This is a genomic window from Streptomyces sp. NPDC055400 (assembly GCF_053644375.1).
Map to the genome: position 1 here is coordinate 63,958 of NZ_JBSHLM010000022.1, position 18,170 is coordinate 82,127.

Annotated in this window: 13 protein-coding genes; 2 read left to right on the top strand and 11 right to left on the bottom strand. The window is 69.0% G+C overall.

The window, feature by feature from the left end:
* Positions 1 to 253 precede the first annotated feature (253 nt).
* From ACWIGU_RS41605 to ACWIGU_RS41655, 11 genes are all read right to left on the bottom strand, one after another.
* Positions 254 to 478, bottom strand: coding sequence for a hypothetical protein (locus tag ACWIGU_RS41605; RefSeq protein WP_454407032.1), 225 nt, complete (start codon positions 476 to 478; stop codon positions 254 to 256).
* Positions 475 to 3,201 carry a SpoIIE family protein phosphatase gene (locus ACWIGU_RS41610; protein ID WP_454407033.1) on the bottom strand — a complete coding sequence of 909 codons (2,727 nt, stop codon included), beginning with the start codon at positions 3,199 to 3,201 and terminating at the stop codon, positions 475 to 477. Before ACWIGU_RS41610 ends, ACWIGU_RS41605 begins: the two co-directional genes overlap by 4 nt.
* Before the next feature lie 1,031 nt (positions 3,202 to 4,232).
* The gene (locus tag ACWIGU_RS41615; protein WP_454407034.1) at positions 4,233 to 4,481 is read right to left on the bottom strand and encodes an MmyB family transcriptional regulator; all 249 of its coding nucleotides are present in this window, start codon (positions 4,479 to 4,481) and stop codon (positions 4,233 to 4,235) included.
* Positions 4,482 to 4,727: 246 nt separating this feature from the next.
* A complete protein-coding gene (locus ACWIGU_RS41620; protein WP_454407036.1) occupies positions 4,728 to 5,114 on the bottom strand; it encodes a hypothetical protein in 387 nt (128 codons plus the stop codon).
* A gap of 1,022 nt (positions 5,115 to 6,136) precedes the next feature.
* The gene (locus ACWIGU_RS41625; protein WP_454407038.1) at positions 6,137 to 7,255 is read right to left on the bottom strand and encodes an FUSC family protein; all 1,119 of its coding nucleotides are present in this window, start codon (positions 7,253 to 7,255) and stop codon (positions 6,137 to 6,139) included.
* A gap of 106 nt (positions 7,256 to 7,361) precedes the next feature.
* Positions 7,362 to 7,565, bottom strand: coding sequence for a hypothetical protein (locus ACWIGU_RS41630; protein ID WP_454407040.1), 204 nt, complete (start codon positions 7,563 to 7,565; stop codon positions 7,362 to 7,364).
* A gap of 425 nt (positions 7,566 to 7,990) precedes the next feature.
* Entirely contained in the window at positions 7,991 to 8,929 is a 939-nt protein-coding gene (locus tag ACWIGU_RS41635) for a hypothetical protein (RefSeq protein WP_454407042.1), read from the bottom strand.
* A 12-nt stretch (positions 8,930 to 8,941) separates the two neighbouring features.
* Positions 8,942 to 10,537, bottom strand: coding sequence for a GMC family oxidoreductase N-terminal domain-containing protein (locus tag ACWIGU_RS41640; protein ID WP_454407044.1), 1,596 nt, complete (start codon positions 10,535 to 10,537; stop codon positions 8,942 to 8,944).
* Positions 10,534 to 11,103, bottom strand: coding sequence for a DUF5987 family protein (locus tag ACWIGU_RS41645; RefSeq protein ID WP_454407165.1), 570 nt, complete (start codon positions 11,101 to 11,103; stop codon positions 10,534 to 10,536). Before ACWIGU_RS41645 ends, ACWIGU_RS41640 begins: the two co-directional genes overlap by 4 nt.
* 146 nt (positions 11,104 to 11,249) lie before the next feature.
* Positions 11,250 to 11,846, bottom strand: a complete 597-nt coding sequence (locus ACWIGU_RS41650) for a hypothetical protein (RefSeq protein WP_454407046.1) — start codon at positions 11,844 to 11,846, stop codon at positions 11,250 to 11,252.
* Positions 11,847 to 12,627: 781 nt separating this feature from the next.
* The gene (locus tag ACWIGU_RS41655) at positions 12,628 to 14,868 is read right to left on the bottom strand and encodes a M4 family metallopeptidase (protein ID WP_454407047.1); all 2,241 of its coding nucleotides are present in this window, start codon (positions 14,866 to 14,868) and stop codon (positions 12,628 to 12,630) included.
* A gap of 852 nt (positions 14,869 to 15,720) precedes the next feature.
* Between ACWIGU_RS41655 and ACWIGU_RS41660 the strand changes: the two genes are divergently transcribed.
* Together ACWIGU_RS41660 and ACWIGU_RS41665 are read left to right on the top strand one after the other, a co-directional pair.
* Positions 15,721 to 16,812 carry a helix-turn-helix transcriptional regulator gene (locus tag ACWIGU_RS41660; protein ID WP_454407049.1) on the top strand — a complete coding sequence of 364 codons (1,092 nt, stop codon included), beginning with the start codon at positions 15,721 to 15,723 and terminating at the stop codon, positions 16,810 to 16,812.
* Positions 16,813 to 17,135: 323 nt separating this feature from the next.
* A protein-coding gene (locus ACWIGU_RS41665; RefSeq protein ID WP_454407051.1) for an IS5 family transposase occupies positions 17,136 to 18,067 on the top strand; the annotation gives its coding sequence in 2 pieces (ribosomal slippage) (positions 17,136 to 17,477 and positions 17,480 to 18,067; 930 coding nt in all).
* The last annotated feature ends 103 nt before the right edge of the window (positions 18,068 to 18,170 follow it).

Sequence of the window (18,170 nt, forward strand, 5' to 3'; positions counted from 1 at the left end):
CGATTGACAGCTGGCCGCTCGGGCAGCAGCTCTCGTAGCATGGCGCGGGCCTCAAGGACTGGCCCGTGCCTGACGGAGCGCGGTACCTGCTTATGGCAGGCCTGCCATAAGCAGGTACCGCATCAAGCGGCTGCCCAGCTGAACCCGATGGCGGCGAGCCTGTTCCGCTGTCACGGTGCGATCCGGAAACGGTCTGGGATGCCTGAACTGGAAGTTCGCACCGCGACTTACTGGCTCTAACAAAAGCTGTTGATCACGCGACTGTCGGCTTGTCGGGTCGTTTGTGGTGGCTCATAAAGGATGCGCGCGGCGAGAAGACGGTGAGGTCGATGCCGAGCTCGTCCATGAGCCGGAGTCGGTTGGTCTCGATCGCTGTGCGCAGCTCGTCGTCGCTGATGTGCGGCCCGGACGGGCCGAGGCTGCGAGGGACGGGTCGGCGAGGACGGCGGTCTGGCTTTCGCGCCAGTTGCCTGCTCATTCGTCCCATTGGCCAAGGAGGATGTCGGCCAGGTCGATGCCGGGTTCTGCGGCTCCGTCGTGCAGGGCTTGTTCTGCCCAGATGATCTTGCCATGGGCGGTGTACCGGGTGCCCCAGCGCCCGGCGAGCTGGGCGATCAGGAACAGTCCCCGGCCGCCCTCGTCGGTGGCCGCCGCTCGGCGCAGATGCGGCGAGGTGCTGGAGTCGTCGGCGACCTCGCAGATCAGATTGCTGCTGTCGTACAGCAGGCGCAGCCGTATGGGCTGGGCTCCGTACCGGATGGCGTTCGTGACCAGCTCGCTGACGATCAGTTCGGAGGTGAAGGCCAGCTGGTCCAGGCCCCAGGTCTCCAGCTGACGGGTGACACCGGCGCGGACGCGGGAGACGGTCTCTGGATCGGAGGGTATGTCCCAGTCAGCGACTTGGTCGGGGTTCAGCAGCCGGGTGCGGGCGATGAGCAGGACGACGTCGTCTTGAGGGCGTTCGGGCAGCAGTGCGTCGATGACTGCCTGGCAGGTTTGGTCCGGGGTGTGGTCGTGATCGGACAGGGCGCCCCGCAGGAGGTCCAGGCTGGTGTCGAGATCACGGTCGCGGTGCTCGAGCAGCCCGTCGGTGAACAGGGCCAGTCGGCTGCCCTCGGGCAGCCGCAGTGCGGCGGTTTCGAACGGGAGAGCGCCACCGAGGCCGAGCGGTGGTGAGACGGGGGTGTCGGGGAAGGCGGCAGCGCCGTCGGGCTGGACCAGGGCGGGACCGAAGTGGCCGGCGCGCGCGATGGTGCACATACCCGAGACCGGGTCGTAGATCGCGTACAGGCAGGTGGCGCCGGTGATCTGCTGCCCCTCCTCCTCGGCGGCCTCGTCGGCGTCGATTCGGACGACCAGCTCATCCAGGTGGGCCAGCAGTTCGTCAGGGGCCATGTCCAGGGCGGAGAAGTTGTGCACGGCGGTGCGCAGGCGGCCCATGGTGGCCACAGCGTGCACCCCGTGACCGACGACGTCGCCGACGACCAGGGCCACCCGGGCGCCGGGCAGCGGGATGACGTCGAACCAATCCCCGCCCACCCCCGCCTGCGCGGGCAGATAGCGATGGGATACCTCCAGGGCGCTCAGTTCCGGCAACCTCCGGGGGAGCAGGCTGCGCTGCAGGGCGACGGCCATGGTGCGCTCGCGGGTGTAGCGACGGGCGTTGTCGATGGCCACCGCCGCCCGGGCGGCCAGCTCCTCGGCAAAGGACCGATCCTCCTCCCCGAAGGCCTCGAGGGTCTCGGCGCGCCAGAAGTCGGCCAGCCCCAGCACCACGCCGCGGGCCCGCAGCGGTACGCTGATCAGCGAGTGGACGCCATAGTCCAGGATCCGCCGGGCCCGCTCGGGATGCTGGGCCTGCCAACGGTACGCCGTACGCAAGTCGACCTCGAGGACCGCCTGGCCGCTCGCCACGTCCGACACCATCGGAGCGATGAGCGCGAGTGTGATGAGTTCTCCTACCGGTTGGAACGGCGAGTTCTGCCGGACGCCACTGACCGCTGCGCGCCGCATAGCGGTGCTCCCCTCGGGGGGCTCGTCGCCCCGCAGAACCGGCTCCAGCAGCTCGACGGTGGCGACGTCAGCGAATCGCGGGACCGCCACCTCGGCGAGTTCCTGGGCGGTGCGCGCCACATCCAGTGTGGTGCCGATCCGCACCCCCGCGTCGTAGAGCAGTTTCAAACGATCCCGGGCCGCCTCCGCCCTGCCCGCAAGCGCCCGCAGCTCGGTGGTGTCCCGCAGTGTTACCGCGCTCCCGGCAATCCCGCCGTAGGGGCCGGTCGGCCGCACGTTCACCGCCAGCAGACGGTCGCCCGCAAGATGCACTTCATCGGTCGCCTCTCGCCCGGAGACCAGCAATTCGGCCAGGGGCGGCTCCAGGCCGAGGGCCGTGACATGGCGACGCTCCGCGTCCGCGGACAGGTCGAGCAGTCGCCGTGCCTCGTCGTTGGCCAGCAGCAGCTGCCCGTCGCCACCGATGATCAGCACGCCCTCCCGCACCGAGTGCAGTACCGCGTCGTTGTGCTCGTACATGCGCGTGATCTCGGCCGGGCCGAGGCCGCGGGTCTGACGCAGCAGCCGTCGACTGAGAAGCGCCGCTCCGCCCGTGGTGACGGCCACCGCGCCGGCCGCAGCGCCCACCACGGCTGGCAACTGCGCTGTGACCCTGTCGCCGACATGCTCGAGCGTGATCCCGGCGCCGACCGCGCCGACTACCGACCCAGACGGTTCCTTGACGGGGACGAAGACCCGAACCTGAGGGCCGAGAGAGCCAACACCTTCCTCCCGTACGGTTCGGCCAGCCAACAAAGGAGCCATGTTGGTAGTGGTGTGGCTGCCGGGGCGACCGATTCGGGAGGAAAGGGCGTAGTAGATTCCGTGCCGGTTCAGAACGCCCAGGAAGTCCACGCCGGAGCCCTTCCATGCCTCGTTGACCCGCGGCTTCAGCACCGCGGTGGGGTCGGGCGACCTCAGGGCTCTCAGGAGTCCCGGAGAGCTGGCAAAGCCCTGTGCGACAGCGAGTGATTGATTGTCGGCCGCGTGGGTGCTCTCGCGCTGGGCCGTCAGTGCGAGCATCACGACGGCTCCGACGGCAAGCAGCAGTACGACCGCCACTTGCAGCACGAACATCTGGCCGACGACGCTACGGACCCTCAGCACCGAAGTCGGCCCCTTCCGCCGGCTGCCGGTGCCACTGCCCATGAATCGAGCGTCCGGGGAAGAACTGGGGCGGATGCGGAATCCGCACATACGTCAATTGTGCGCTTGCCCTTCAATTCCTGGAGGATCACATGCGCACGGTCACATACCGATGCAGGAAGTGAGATACGGCAGCGGGGCCGGCCGTGGAAGGCAGACAAGGCACACGCTGCCGTATCACCCTGCCCTTGCCGATAACTTCATCCGACCAGGTCACGCGGCATGTTCGTACTTGTGGAGGAGGCCGCGGAGTCGGTGGCGTTGTCGTATGTCGAGGTGGGTGATCTGCTGCGGGTCGGTGACCGGTTGGGGAAGTGGGTGTAGCGGGCGGGCGTTGGTGATGCCTTGATGCGGCCTGTCGGGGACTCGGCCAAGGCGTGGCGTGGGAAGTTCGCCGGGTTGTGACCGGTGCTTTCCGTCTGACCCGACAGGACGCAGTGGAGGCTGCTGCGCTCTCGCCGGTGCGGAAGCGTGCCGGTTCTCGGGATGCCCGGCAGTGGTTTTCGGGTGGGCTCAGCCGGCCGTCCCGGGCCTTGCGTCAGCGTCGTTTCGTGGGGCATCGCGGCTGATGTCCGTGGGGTGGGCGGGGACTTCGGACGCGGCGGGGATCCACGCCGGGGCCGGCCAGGCGTTGTCGTCGTCACGGGCGTGCCCGCAGGTGGTCACGGGTGTGCCCGCAGAGGGGGCGCGCTCGGGCTGCTGCTTACCGGGGTGTGTGGTCGAAGCGGTCCGGGAGGGTGTTGATCTGGCAGTGCAGCAGGCAGGTGCAGGCGTTTGATGTCGGCTACGACGTTGCGTGTACGCCGACGCCAGGGTTATGGAGTGATGGCGGGTGGCACTGCCGGGTGTGCGGCCGGCGGTGGCGGCGGCTACTGGGGTGAGTCGCTGGTGTCGGCTGCTCTGTTCCGGTGGTCTGTGGGGGAGGTGGGGGGAGGTTGTGTCTGAGGGCCGGTGGGGGGGGGGGGTGGCTGCCAGGCTGGCGAGGAGCTTGAGCCGGTCTTCGTCGGGGGAGCCCGGTTCGGCGGTGTAAATGGTCAGGGAGTGCGCCTCGCGGGTGGACAGGGGCAGGTCCAGCGGTTGGTAGGTGAGTTCCAGCGGGCCGGTGTGGGGTGGTTGAAGGATTTGACGCCACCGTGGTGGATGCGGACGTCGTGGGCGGCCCAGCGGGTGCGGAACTCGGTGCTCAGGGTGGACAGCTCTCCGATGAGTTCCCTCGCACAGCCAGCGAACCCCGCGAGTCCTCTCTCCGGCACCAAGACCTGACCGAGACCAAGCGTGCGCACGGTTGCTCGCCGAGGAGCGCGGAGACGACGTGCCGTTCGGGGCGCGTGGTCCGCGGGGTGCCTCGACAAGCGCGGCCGCGTCTTCCTGCTGCAGGCTTGAGACGCCCGGCGCCCGGCCTCTGACGGGAAGACAGTTTGTCTTCTGCTGGGGGGTGCCAGAGCTCACGGGGATTCGAAGGCCGGTCTGCGGTCATGTGTGATCGAAGCCTGCATCGGTGGTGCTGCTGGAGGCCGGTGGTGGCCGTTTCAGCGGTATGAAGGCCCCTCGTACTCCGGTACCCAGTGGTGAGGTCCGTTGTGGTCCCGGATCCATTCGATCTGGTCGCTGACCCAGCGGCGGCGGTCGTCGTCGTTCATCGGGTGACTGGCTCGGTCGTGGTGCAGGGCCCATTCGATCTGGTCGCTGACCCAGCGGCGGCGGTGGTCGTCGTCGTTGCTGTCCCGTACTGCGTCCCGGCTGCGGCCGTCGTCATGGGCGTCGAGGAGTTGTACGTGGTGGGAGACGATGGCTGTCCGGTCGCTGGTCGGGTGGGCCGCTGCCGAGGCGGGACCGGCCGTCGCGAGAAGTCCCGCCGCTGCGAACGTCACGGAAGCGGCCCCGACAGCAGCGCGGTGCGCAATGGTGAAAACCATGATCTTTTCCTCCTTGCTTACCCCGTGGCCCGTGCAACAGGCCGCGAGGGCTTGCCTTCTATCAGGCACTGACGACAGTACATCGGAGTGGTTGAACGATGAACTATTTAGAGGGTGAGGTGCGCCATGTCCCGAAAAGTCGTTGCGTCGGAATTTCCGGTAACCCGCATCGGTTGCCTGGGGCCGGGCAGCTGACCGAGAGGCTCCTTCTTCCTCACGGCGGTGCTGACGGCGGCCCGCCCCCGGCTTGGTGCCGCGTGATCTGCTCGTTGGTGTGGCGGAGCCGGGTGCTGCTGGCCCTTCAGGGTCTTGGCCGGGCCTGAGGCTGACGCCGTGCCCCATCAGCGGCTGACCGGCGGTGACCGCCGAGACGGGCGACCCGGCAGATCAGTTCCTCGGCGAGTCTGCGTCCCCCGCCCGGCCGCCGTACTGGCTCACCCCGGCGGTGCGGGCAACGGTTTGTACACCGCCGTGCCCCAGCAGCCCCGCCCCGGCCGACGCTGCCGCTCACTCAAGGACAACAGCAACACAACGCCACCGAACGCGCGGCCGGTTGACCGCGCATCACTTCGAAGGTGCTCACGCGCCGCGTACCAGACCACGAGGCTGAGCTGCTGGCGCTGGTAGTCGACGTCCCGGCGCAGACCGAGGCCGACCCGGTGGCCTGGGCAGCCGACCTGAACGCGGGCGGAGCCGCGCCGCTGATCGCTTTGCTCGCCAGTCATGACCCATTGCTGCTCTCCACCCCCGGTTGCATCGTTCGCCGTGCCTCCCGCAGCTATCGAGGCACGGCAAGACCGCTGCCAAAGAAGCCTGCGTCGCCGCCGACTAGGCACGGACGCGCCGGGACCTGCAGCCCCTTGCGGGACTGGGACGAGATCGCGGTGGATTGAAGACCCTCCTCGCCCGCCGGGTTGGAGTGCTTCCGTCCCGCGCTGGAACGAGCCTTCGGCTGTGCCGCCTTCAGGGCCGAGCTTGCCTTGCTGACCGGTCACCAGACGCCGGCCGCCCTGCGCCGTGGGTCAGGGCGTGTCCGTGCGGTCGAGGTCGGCGAGCAGTCTTTCCGCGTCGGTCATGAGTGAGCCGTAGACGTGCCAGGCGCCGGGCTTGGTGAGGGTGCCGCGGGCGATGGTGTCGGTCATGGTGTCGTGCCAGGCCAGTGTGCCGTCGATCGCTGCGCGCAAGCGTTCGCGGGGGGATGTGTCCGGTGAGCCGGTTGCCGGGCCGGGTTCGGCGAATGCCTGGACGGCTGCTCCCGCCAGTTGGAGGGTTTCGGCGTATTGGTCGAGGAACTGGTAGCCAAGGTGGTGGTCGGAGTGGTTGTCGTGCGCGTTGTCGGCGAGGGTCCGTGCGATTCCGCGCACCTGGATCGACACGCCGCGCAAGACCCTGAATGTGTCGTTGAAGGTCGTTTCCTTGCGTCGCGTGTGCGCGAGGCAGCGTGTGTTCCATCGCAGGCTCTCGTCGGCCTGCCGTACCTGTTCCTCTGCACGAGTGAGACGTTTGTCCAGGCTGCGCGCCCGGTGGAGCCAGGTGTGGGCCTTGGGGGTGAGCTGTCGCCCCAAGAGGCCGGTGCCCATGTCGTGCAGCAGTGTTCCCATGGAGCGGGCGAGATCGCGTACGGCGGAATCGGACTCGTTCAGGTAGAGCGGTGGCAGGACCAGGGCGTTGACCGCGATGCCCACGGCTGCGCCGGTGAGGGTCTGCAGCGCGGGGGATATGAGACTGCCCATGGGATCGGTTGCGGTGGCGGCCAGCGCGATGACTGCGGTGGAGGCGACCTGGAGACGGTCGTCAGCGGTGCGGCGAGGGCCCGCCAGGACCGCAAGGACCGCGATGACCGCGACGGCGCCCGCGGTCGGTCCCAGCAGCCGGGCCGTCGCGAGGGCGAGGATCAGCCCGGCGACTCTGGCCACCACATTTTGTGCCGCCTTGGTCACGGACTGGTACACCGTGGACGCGTTGACCATGAGCAGAGCCGTGGCGACCGCCAGGTAGGGGCGGTCCTCGGGGGACCAGGGGGCCGCGATGCCCCAGGTGAGCAGTGCCGCGATGAGGGTTTTGGCGCCGTGCACCACATGGCTGGCCCGCTTGGTGCGGAGCCGGCCGGCGAGGCGACGTAGCGGCCCTGCTGTCGACACCGGACTGCGTTCCAGCCGAATGGTTGAATCTTGCATAACATTGATGATGGCATCATTTGTCCGTTTTCATCTCGTGACATCGGCCACGGTCACCCGTCGCCCATTACTACTGGTCAACGGCCTGAGGTTGAGAGCAGGCGCGGCCCTTGCCGGTGGGGACCACAAGCCAGTTCTGCTCCCCGTCAAAGGTGCTGGCCAAGATGTTGGCCTCCTGCCGGTGCTCGTTGCACAGCACGAGGGAGAGGAACAGCAGGAGGGACGCCAGAGCGGCCAGGGTGGTGACGAACAGGGGCCGGGTGCGATGTCTCACCGGAGCACCTCCGGTGGCACCGAGGGCGACGGCGCGATCCCGACGCACAGCGACGAGCCGCCGGCGGTCGATGGCGAGGAGGGCGACGGTGTCGGGGCAGCCGTGACGGCGGGGGAGTCCGGCCCGAGCAGGCCATCCAGCAGGCCGGTCACGGATGTGAGCGTGCCGCCCAGCAGGGGTTGCAACACGTGCGCCGTGCCCTTCTGGCAGCCATCCGACGCATGCCGAGGCGGTTGCCGCCTATGCCGCCGATCTCCTTCGCTTGCCCTGCTACTGGCTCGCCTGAGACGGCGGCTCCGGCATCAGAGGCCCTTGCGCTTGCCGGTGGGGTTGATCAGGTCGGGCCGCAATCCGGGACTCGTCCGGGTCGCACTCGTCGACGCGGTCATAGCGCAGCAGACCGCCGCAGGCTGTGAGTACACCGCTCACGGGCGCGTTCCCACCTCCGCGTGCCCCGTGCGATCCAGATGCCAGCGGTGTTCCACCTCGAAGCGCCGTGGCCCGGTGCGGCGTTCGACGATCACGTCGACGGTGGCGCGCTCGGTGTTGGTGCACGTGGCGGTCGCTCCGTCGGGGTCGGTGTAGGAGAGCGCCACACAGTCGGCCGGGTCCTGGGTCACCGCGATCCGTACCCTGCGCCGCGCCGTGCCGCCGGCGACCGACCAGTCGGGCAGCCCGATCCGTGCGCGCAGCAGTGGAGCGGTCAGCAACGGGTCGCGCGGCCAGTCGGTGCCGCCGATCCGCAGCTGAAGCATGGGCAGCGGTGGCAGCCACCGCATCGTGGGACGGCGGGCGACGGCGGCCACCACTTCGAGTACGTCCCCGCCTCCGAGGCCCGCATGGAGCCATGCCCATCGCTGGGCGTTGCCGTGCCCGGCGATGCGGGCTACGCCTCCCACGGCCTCGGAGAGGGTGAACCGCCGTTCTGCGACGACGAGTTCCCCCTCGAAGACGGCGTCGGGGGCAGGCAGGATCTGGGCGGCGGGCAGGATTTCACGCTGCCAGGCCCAGCGCGGAAAGGTGTAGAGGGGCTCTCCGCCCCCGGTGACCGTCAGGCGCCAGGTGATCGCGCCCGCGGTGCCTTCCAGTAGCTGGGGTGTTGCCCGGACCCCGGGCACCTCGAAGTACGTCTCGCCCTGGGGCGGTGGAGAGTCCGGGGCCCCGAACCGCTCGGTGACCGGCGGTCCGTCCGGCGGGAAGACGGATATCCAGCCGTGTGCCCGGGCCGGGCCGCCGTGCTTGGGTGCGACCACTTCGTGGTGGATCCACACGCCGGTCCCGGTACGAGGATCGGTCAACGTCGCGTACCAGACTTCGAGCCGCCCTGCACGGCCGGTCATCCGCGGCGGGTAGAGCGTGTTCACGAGGGATTCCTTTCACCGGGGCGCGGGGGCCCCGTACCGTGCGCGGACGCCTGTCTCGGCGGTGCTTGCCACAATGCCGGGACAGGCCCGTTCGGCCAGCGCCGCGATCGTCAGTGAGGGGTTGACGCAGAGTGAGGTCGGCACTGCGGAGCCGTCGGTGACGAACAGGCCGGGATGGCCCCGCAGTTCGCTGCGTTCGTCGAGTGCCGAGGTGGCGGGGTCGTCGCCCATCCGGCAGGAGGCGAGGGGGTGCGCGCTCACGGACCCGGCGGCGTTCTCGCTCCAGGGCCGCACCCGCGCGAGACCGTCGCGCTCCAGCACCGCGCGGGCCTCGGTGTCCGCGGTTGCCCAGCCGCGCAGGGTGTTCGCTGTCGGCCGGTACGAGAGCGTGGACAGGCAGAGCGACGTGGCCACGCGCGTTGAGCTTCCGGTGGGCGGCGGCGGCCCGAAGACGCCCTCGTTGTCGTCCTCGGTCATGGCGAGCACGGAGAGCCACGACGGCCAGCGTGCCCGCATCTCCTTCTTGCGGACGCCGAACCAGCTCGTCGCCGGGGTGTCGGTGGCCTGGGACAGCAGGTCGGTGATGCCGGGGAAGTAGATCTGCTGAAGGGAGAAACGGGTGAACTCCGCTGACGTCGCATCGAGCCGGTCGTACGACATGGAGCCGATGGGCTTGCCGATGGGGAAGCCCTGGTACGGGATGCCCGGGGCGCGCTCGAGACCGAGCAGGTCGCGCACCTTGCCCTCGTCGACGTCGGCGATGGAGACGCGGTCGCCGTTGCCCGAGAAGTAGCGCCCGACGGCTTGCGGGACGCCGCCGAGCAGGGGAGCCGAGCGCTGCAGCAGCACCGGGGTGGCCAGAGCGCCTGCGGCCAGTACCACGGTTTTGGCCTCGATCGCGCCCGCGCCGACCGGCAGCCGGTAGTCGCCGGCGTCGAGCTGCGTGTACGAGACGCGGTAGCGGTAACCGGGTGTGGTGGCAGGCGCGATGGTCTGCGCCTCGTGGAGCGGGCGGATCTCGGCGCCGTGCGCGGTCGCGGCGGGGAGGTAGTTCAGCAGCATGGAGCGCTTGGCGTCGAAGTGGCAGCCGTTCAGCATCCAGTTGCAGTTGGTGCAGCGGGCCAGGTCGACGGCGACGGGCACAGGATTGCAGGTGCGGCCCGCACGGGCGCACGCAGCGGCGAACAGCCCTCCGGGGTAAGGGACTTGGTCCCAGCTCTGCTCGGCGACGGGCAGAGCCTCCTCGACCCGGTCGTACCACGGGTCGAGTGCCGCGCGCGTCAGGGTCGAAGGCCACAGGCGGTGGCCCAGACTGCCGCGGCGGTCGAAGACGAAACCCGGAGCCCGCAGCGAAGCGGCGAAGTAGACCACGCTGGAACCTCCGACGCAGTTCCCGGCGACGACGGTGATGCCGTCGCCCTGCACGAGGTCGACGATCCGGGTGTAGCTGCCCAGGCGCAGGTCATGGGTGAAGTCGGGTGCGGTGAGGTGCGGTCCGCGTTCCAGGATCACCACCTTCGCGCCACCCGCGGCCAGATGGTAGGCAGGGATGGCGCCGCCGAAGCCGCTGCCGATGACCAGCACGTCGGTGCGTTCGGTGGCGCTCATGCGGGGTGCCCTCCGGGGGTGGTGAGCGGATGCTCGCAGGCGAGACTTCTGCCGTACGAGTAGTCGGGGAAGCGCCACAGCCCGTCGGCGTCGGGCTCCGGGAAGCCGATCCAGGCGAGGCCCGGGTGGCGTTGGCGGATGGCCGCGGCGGTGTGCAGATGGGCTGCGGTATCGAAGGCCGCGGCGGCGAAGAGTGCGAGCAGCACATACAGCTGCCGGTCCGGCGCGCCGGGCGTGAGCAGTTCGCCGGCGAGGGCGGTGCGGTCGGTGAACCGCAGGGCGACGAAGGGAGGTCGAGTGGGCAGCAGTACCCGGCCGTGGGTGGCCGCATAGGCGAGGGCGCGGGTATTGACGAGCAGCGCCAGCTCGGGCAGCAGTATGCCGATGCCGAGGTCGGGAAGGTTGAGCAGCTCGATGGCCCCTGCCTGTACGGCGCCGGGACCGGGGGCCGCCCCGGCAATCGCCACGTCGCCGCCGTACCGCTTCTCGCCCGGGACCATGGTGTCCGCGAACGCCTCCAGCGTGACGGTCGTCGGGTCGGGGAGCGTGGGGGAGACGGGCAGCAGCCCGCCCCGAGCCGCCGGGACCGGCTCGCTGGCAGGGGCCGCCGAGGGTGCGGCTTCGGCGGTCAGCTCCCCTGCACGCAGGGCGGCGACGGCGACGGTCAGTGCGACGAGCAGCCGGCGCCGAGTGGGTTGTGCGGACGGCCCGCTCAACACAGCCCGCTCACCGGCAGTTGCACCTTGACACCCGCCGCGTCCCGCACGAGTGCGTCGGCGAGCAGGGCGTCGTACGGCCGGATCAACTTCGCGGCATCCTCGGCCTGTGCGGGCCGGCCGGCGACAGTGATGTTGCGTACCCTCGCCGCGGCGCTGCCCTCCGCCTTGTCGAACCAGTAACTGCCGTCCCAGCCGACCAGCTCGGTTCCACCGGCTGAGGCCTGCACGCTCCAATGGTCCAACTGCCAGTAACGGCAAGCCGGTACGGCTATGGCGAAGCGCGCCGGCTCGGCCAGCAGAAAGCGCGCCGCGCCGCCGTTGGTCACAGTGATGTCCCGCTTGGCGTACTCCACGCAGAGCGGGTCGGCGCCGAACAGAGAGAGCGGCGGTGTCTCGCCCTCGCCGTAGCGGTGGAAGGTGCACACGGACGCGAACGAGGGATCGGCGTAGCTGCCGACGCCCGGTTCCGCGGCCGAGGCGGAAGCGGCGGGGAGCAGCGCGGCGGCTGCCGCCACTGCAGCGAAGACGGCGAGGCGGACGCTTGTCGACAGGGCGCCGAGGGCGTTCGTCGTGTGGCGAAGTACGGGCACAGCAGGACCTTCTTCACGTTCCAGCCCTGATGGGCGGCGGTTACCGGCGGTCACATGCAGTCAGCATCTTGATCGCCGTACGCCGTCGGCACAAGACATGGGACGGAGGTGATCCAGGTCGCTGGACAGGCATGAGTGCCAGAGCGGACCCCCGTCGGCCCCGTCCCAGTGAAGATCACCGTCGAGGGAAGCAATATCGCCGACATCACGGCGCTCCAGCACCCCGGCGACCACCGCGATCAGGCTCGGCTGGGGCCGGGCGAGGGTGTCCAGCGCCCAGGTTCGTCCACTTTCCACTCCGGCGGCAGGATCCCGTCGCAGAAGACGCAGACGAAGTCGGTTTCACACACGATGTTGATCTGCCGGCAGGACGGTCACCTCGTGGGTGAAACCGGTGAGTTGCTCGTATGCCCTGACAGGCACGTAGAGCAGACTCTCCGCCCAGATGGGACGGTGGCGTACGCGACGAAGTGTGCCGGGCCCTGGTGCACGATCTCGTACGTTTCAGGTCCGGCGGCGACGACAGCGACGCGCGTGCGGAGAAGGCTGTCGCCCGACAGTTCGCGCCCGTACTCCTTGCGATCCAGCCGGCAGAACGCCCACGGCAATCGTGTTCTTCGAACCCGATGACCGCTGCGAGTGGCCCGGCAGGCGGCCGCTCCCGAGGCTGATGACCATCACCCCGGCCTCGCCGACCGGCCGCCGGCAGGCAGCAACACGTACCGCCGCGCCCGTTCGACCGGGCGCGGCGGGGTGTGCGTGGTGCGGTGGACAAGAAGGGTCAGAAGGCGAGGCTCCAACTGTCGAGGTAACCGGGGTCGACGGTGAAGATGCCGGGGGTGTTGTCCTGGACCCGAAGCTTCCAGGTGCCGTTGGCGGGGACCGCCGACGCGTCGACGGTGTAGGTGGTGTGCAGTTCGCCCTCGCCGGTGTCCCAGTACCAGTTCTTGACCGGGATCTCCGTGCCGTTCTCGCTGACCAGGCTGACCACCTGACCGCCGATCCACGGGTGGTACAGGTCGACCGTGACCTTGAGGTCACCGGAGGCGTTGCCCTTGCGGCCGCTGACGATGAGCGGGGATTCGATGGTCTTCCAGTTGGGGATGTCGAACCGGTCCGGGTTGACGAAGAAGTCACCGCCGGAGGCCAGGACGGTCCACACGAAGCGCACTGTGCGCTTGACCTTCGGGGAGTTCTTGATGGTGATGGCGGCCTTGAAGTCGCCTGCCTTCTTCGGAGTGCCGCTGATCAGGCCCGTTTGCGCGTTGATGGACAGGCCCTTGGGCAGCCCCTGGGCGGAATACGACAGGGGGCCGGGCCGGGAACTCGTCGCCTCGATCTGCCGGCTGGTCGGCTGGCCGACTGCCGACTTCCGCGTGGAGGGGGCGATCACGGCGATGTGGTTCACATAGCGGGCGCCGACGTTGACGGCCGCCCAGGCGTTGCCGACGGCCTCGTAGGCGTCGCTGGTCGGACCGAACAGGTCGGCGGCGGCCCGGAGGGTGGCGGCGCGGGCGCCCGCGTAGTCGGTGCTGGTGGTCATGTAGACGGTCAGCGCCCGGTACCAGACGGCGGTCGCGTCGCGCCGGCCGAGACCGACGACCGGGAGGCCGTCGTATGTGGGGCTGTCGTAGGTGACGCCATTGATGGTCTTCTTCCCGCTGCCCTCGGAGAGCAGGTAGAAGAAGTGGTTGGCCACGCCCGAGCTGAAGTGCGGGTCGAGCTTCCTGGTCTCGGAGGTCCAGTAGTCCTGAGAGGTGCCCTTGGCGGAGGCGTCCTTGGAGGGCTGGTCCATGTAGCGCAGCGGCTTGCCGGTGCCGCGGACGTCGGCGAGCTCGCCGATCATGTAGTCGGGGACATCTGCGGGGTTGTTCGCGGAGAACTCCACGGAGGTGCCCATGATGTCGCTGGTGGCCTCGTTCAGACCGCCGGACTCACCGGTGTAGGTCAGGTTCGCGGTGGCGTAGGTGACGCCGTGGGTCATCTCGTGCGCGGCGATGTCGAGTTCGGTGAGTGGCCTGGCGTTGTTCAGGCCGTCGCCGTAAGTCATGCAGAAGCAGCCGTTGTCCCAGAAGGCGTTGGCATATCCGTCCCCGTAGTGGACCCGGGAGTAGGCGCCGACGCCGTCGTCGGCGATGCCGTTGCGGCCGAACCGGTCGTGGTAGAAGTCCCACGTCTGCCGCTGGCCGTAGGCGGCGTCCACGGCCGCGGTCTGGAGGTTGGCCGCCGTTCCGTCGCCCCAGTCGTCGTCGCCGTCGGTGACCAGGACGCCGTTGCCGCCGACGCCGGTCAGGTCATACGTCTTGTGGCCGCCGCGCTCGGGGTCGGTGAGCTCGTAGAGGCTGCCGTTGCGCGTGGTGCCGATCGGCACCTGACCGCTGTACTGGCTGTGGCCGGTGCCTGAGTGGACCTGTTCGACGCTCTGGAGCTGCTTGCCGGTCGTGGCGTCGGTCACCACGCTCAGGCTGCGCGGGGTTCCGTCCTCCTGCACACCGCTGACGACGGTCTGCCAGGCGAGCGCGGGCTTCCTGTCTCCGAGCCAGACGACCAACTTCGGCGATCCGTCCGTGGCCGCGTCTTCGGTCTTCTCGGTCTTCGCGGCGGCCAGGGCGGACCTCTTGGCCGTCGCTGCCGTGACGGCGGCCTTGGTGGTCGGCAGCGACACCTTGGCGTCCGAGGCCTTGGTGACGGTACGGGACGCGCCCTGCTCGTGGACCACCAGGTCGCCGCCTATGACGGGCAGGCCGGCGTAGGTGCGCTCGTAGCGGGTGTGCACGGTGCCGTCTGCGTCCTTGACGACATCCTTGGGTATCAGTTTCTCCTGATCGCTCAACTTCAGCGAACGGGCGGTGGTGGCGCGTGTTTCGGTCGCGGCCTTGAGCAGCTCCTTGCGCTGCCCGGCGGAGAGTGCGACGGCCCTGGCGCCGGGTCTGGGTTCCGCCACCAAATGCCGTGGTGCTTGATCCGTGCTGGCAGAGACAGTGCCAGAGGCGGGGAGAACCGAGACGAAGAGCGTGGCCATGGAGACGGCGGCAATTGCCGCGACGCGCCCGTAACCGGAGATTCCGCGATCGGATCGATAGGATTTGTGAGGCGAAGTGGGCCTGCTGGTGCGAATGTTGTTCGGCACTGCTGTAACTCCTTCTGTCCGGACGTGCGGTGACGACCGGTGGGTGGGGAACCGGAGGCTGGGCGTGCCTCCGGTGAGAAGGGGTGCGATGCGGCGCGAGTCGTGGGTTGACGTGGTCGCGCCTGCGGTGGTGCGGGACGGACGCTTCTCACCGCCCTCGGCGAGGGCCGCGAGTGGCGGGGCCGCGGCCGCTGTCGGTTGAGGCGGCTCGGCCTTCCCCAGGACATCGCCGACGCTGTCGGCCTTCCGGCCTTCTTGCTGTCAGTACGAGGCCGTGTGCGACCGCTCGGCGATGCCGCGAAAGACATGGACTCCTGTGGCGCCGTGGCACCAACCCACTTGTCCCGATGTTGAGTCGTCTCCACGGTCCGTACGGACGGCGCACTGTCCCCCGAGCATTGCGAACACCCCGGAAGTCCGTCTCCAGCGCAGCGGTGCGGGGTTGAGCAGTGGCATGAATGTCTCCAACGTGCCGACAAGTCTCGGCTGGATCCTGAGTGACCGAACGGGCTTCGACGCCTTTGCGTCGGCGGCTCGTGATCACCCTGTCCGGAGCGCGATCCGCCGGGCAAGGAGTACCGGAGTGCGGGTCCGCGCAACTGCGCAGATGTGAACAGGAACAGACAGGAACGGAACGGGCCCGCCTCGGCCGTACGGGGATGTAACGAGCACGTGATCGCTCCGACCGACCCCACCGCGTACGATCGGCCTCGCCAGCGCGCCGAAAGGGGGACAGTTGTGGCGGTGCCGTCGGATTTGCCGTGGGCCGGGACCGGACTGGGCCCCTTGGCCGGCCGGGTACTCGAATGCCTGGTCACACAGCCTGAGCTGAGCAGCGACGCGGCCGCCGAAGCACTCGGGGTCACCTCGGCAGCCGCCGAACGCGCCCTACAGGCCCTGGAGAACGAACGCCTGGTCGTCCGCGTAGGTGACCGGCCCACACGCTGGAGCGCGGGCCCGCCCCGTTCCACCCTCGGTTCCCTGCTGGCCCAGAGGCGGCAGGAACTGGCGCGGGCGGAGCTGTACATGGAGCAGTTGCACGAGGCGTACCGCTCGGCATCGCACCGTCGGGTCACCTCCGACCTCTTCGAGGTGGTGGAGAGCGCCGAGCAGGTCGGGGTGCGTTACGCGCAGCTGCTCGCGTCCAGCCGGCACGAGGTGCTCCACCTCGCCAAACCTCCGTACGTCACCCGGTCCGTGCGGCTCGAGAGCACCTCGATGCCGACTGACCCCGCAGCCGTTGCGGACGCACCGGCTCCGGAGGTGCCCGTACATGACGGAGTGCGGCTCCGGTCGGTGTACGACACGGACGGGTTGACCGACACCGTTTCGCTGCGCACCGCCCTGAGCGGCACGGCCCGGGGCGGGGAGCTGCGGCTCTTGGCCGGGCTCCCGATGAAGCTGGTGGTGTTCGATGCGACGGCCGGCATCATGCCGCTGCGACAGGAGGACCCGTCCGCGGGTTCGCTCATCGTGCACTCGACCACACTTCTCGGAGTGCTCACCGCGCTCTTCGAAAGCGTCTGGGAACAGGCGACCCCGGTGTCGCTGGACAGCGGCCCCGGTCGACCGCCGATCACCGCGGCGGAACCCGACGGCCGGCCTCCGGGGCGGATGCGCGACATCCTCACTCTGTTGCGCGCAGGTCTGACGGACGACGCGATCGCCCGGGTCCTGGGGCTGAGCCGACGGACCATCCAGAAACACATCAGCGAGACCGCGGAACTCCTCGGCGCGCGGACCCGCTTCCAGATCGCGCTGATGGCACGCGACCGAGGCTGGCTCGAGGACGCCCCGGGCGTGGTGGCGGCTCCCGCCGAACGAACGGCCGGATGACAGAGCCGCAAGCTCGGTCTGCCCTTCGGCCATCCCGGTTCGTCTGCGTGGACACGCCCGCGTCGTCGACCTCGGACAGGTGCGCGGAGATGTCGCCGTGTGTCGGTCCCTGCGCGAACGGGAAAGGGGCACCTCGTCGACGCCGCAGTCGGCGTTGCCACTCCTTGACGGTCTGCGGCTCAAGGCCGTCCTGTAGCCCACGGCACCGCGCCCGGTGCGAGGAGATGTCGAAGCAGCAGCTTCGCGCGACTCCCGAAGAGTGGATTAGGCACTGTTTCTCGGATCTCCGGACATGAGCTGGGAGTTGGGGCCAGGCTGGCGGTATGGGCCGTGGAGATCTGACAAATGCGGAGTGGGATCGGCTGGAGTCTTTCTTACCTCGTGGTGGTACCCGTGGAGGGCGGTGGAGCGATCACCGTCGGGTGATCAATGGGGTGCTGTACCGGGTGCGCACGGGTGTGCAGTGGCGGGATCTGCCGGAACGGTTCGGGCCGTGGGAGACGGTCTACAAACGGCATCGCCGCTGGTCGGCGGACGGAACGTGGGTGATGCTGCTGTCGAAGGTCCAGGCCGCCGAGGATGCTGAGGGCCGGATCGACTGGGACGTTTCGGTGGACTCCACCGCAGTGAGGGCTCACCAGCACGCCGCGGGCGCGCGGAAGGAAGCCCCGGCCGTGCCTCCTCAAAGGGGGGCGGTGTGGGGGACGAACCGGGTCGATCCGGTGTTGCGGAAACTGGTCGTCCGACTGGAGGAGGTGGTCAGATCGGCGAATGCCTGGGCCGTTCCCGCGGAGGGTTCACCACGAAAATCCACCTCGCCGCCGACGGACGATGCAGGCCCCTCACGCTCGTTCTGACACCCGGACACTACGGTGACGGCCCTCAGCTCGAGCGGGTGCTGGCGCTGATTTCCGTGCCCCGCAGCGGAGTTGGACGGCCACGCAGCCGACCCGACCGCGTGTTGGCGGATAAGGCCTACACGTCCCGGAAGAATCGCCGTTACCTGCGACGACGCGGAATCCGGCACACCATCCCTGAACGTCTCGACCAGCAAAGACACCGGCAGAACCGAGGTTCCCGCGGCGGCCGGCCCACCGGATTCGACAGCGAACGCTACAAGAAACGCAACACCGTCGAACGCGCCATCAACCGCCTCAAGGGCTTCCGCGCCGTTGCCACCCGCTACGAGAAACGCGCCTACATCTACCTCGGCACCGTCACACTCGCAGCACTCCTGATCTGGCTCCGCACGTAATCCGAGAAACAGTGCCTAGGCGGCTGTGCCTTCCAGCAGGTAGTAAGCCGATCCTGGCTTCGGTACGGATCACGGGCGCATCATGAGCATACGGAAATCCGAC

Excerpts from the sequence above, each read along its gene's own strand:
- ACWIGU_RS41610 (WP_454407033.1), bottom strand. The coding sequence starts at position 3,201 with ATGGGCAGTGGCACCGGCAGCCGGCGGAAGGGGCCGACTTCGGTGCTG.
- ACWIGU_RS41655 (WP_454407047.1), bottom strand. The coding sequence starts at position 14,868 with ATGGCCACGCTCTTCGTCTCGGTTCTCCCCGCCTCTGGCACTGTCTCT.
- ACWIGU_RS41640 (WP_454407044.1), bottom strand. The coding sequence starts at position 10,537 with ATGAGCGCCACCGAACGCACCGACGTGCTGGTCATCGGCAGCGGCTTC.
- ACWIGU_RS41605 (WP_454407032.1), bottom strand. The coding sequence starts at position 478 with ATGAGCAGGCAACTGGCGCGAAAGCCAGACCGCCGTCCTCGCCGACCC.
- ACWIGU_RS41620 (WP_454407036.1), bottom strand. The coding sequence starts at position 5,114 with ATGGTTTTCACCATTGCGCACCGCGCTGCTGTCGGGGCCGCTTCCGTG.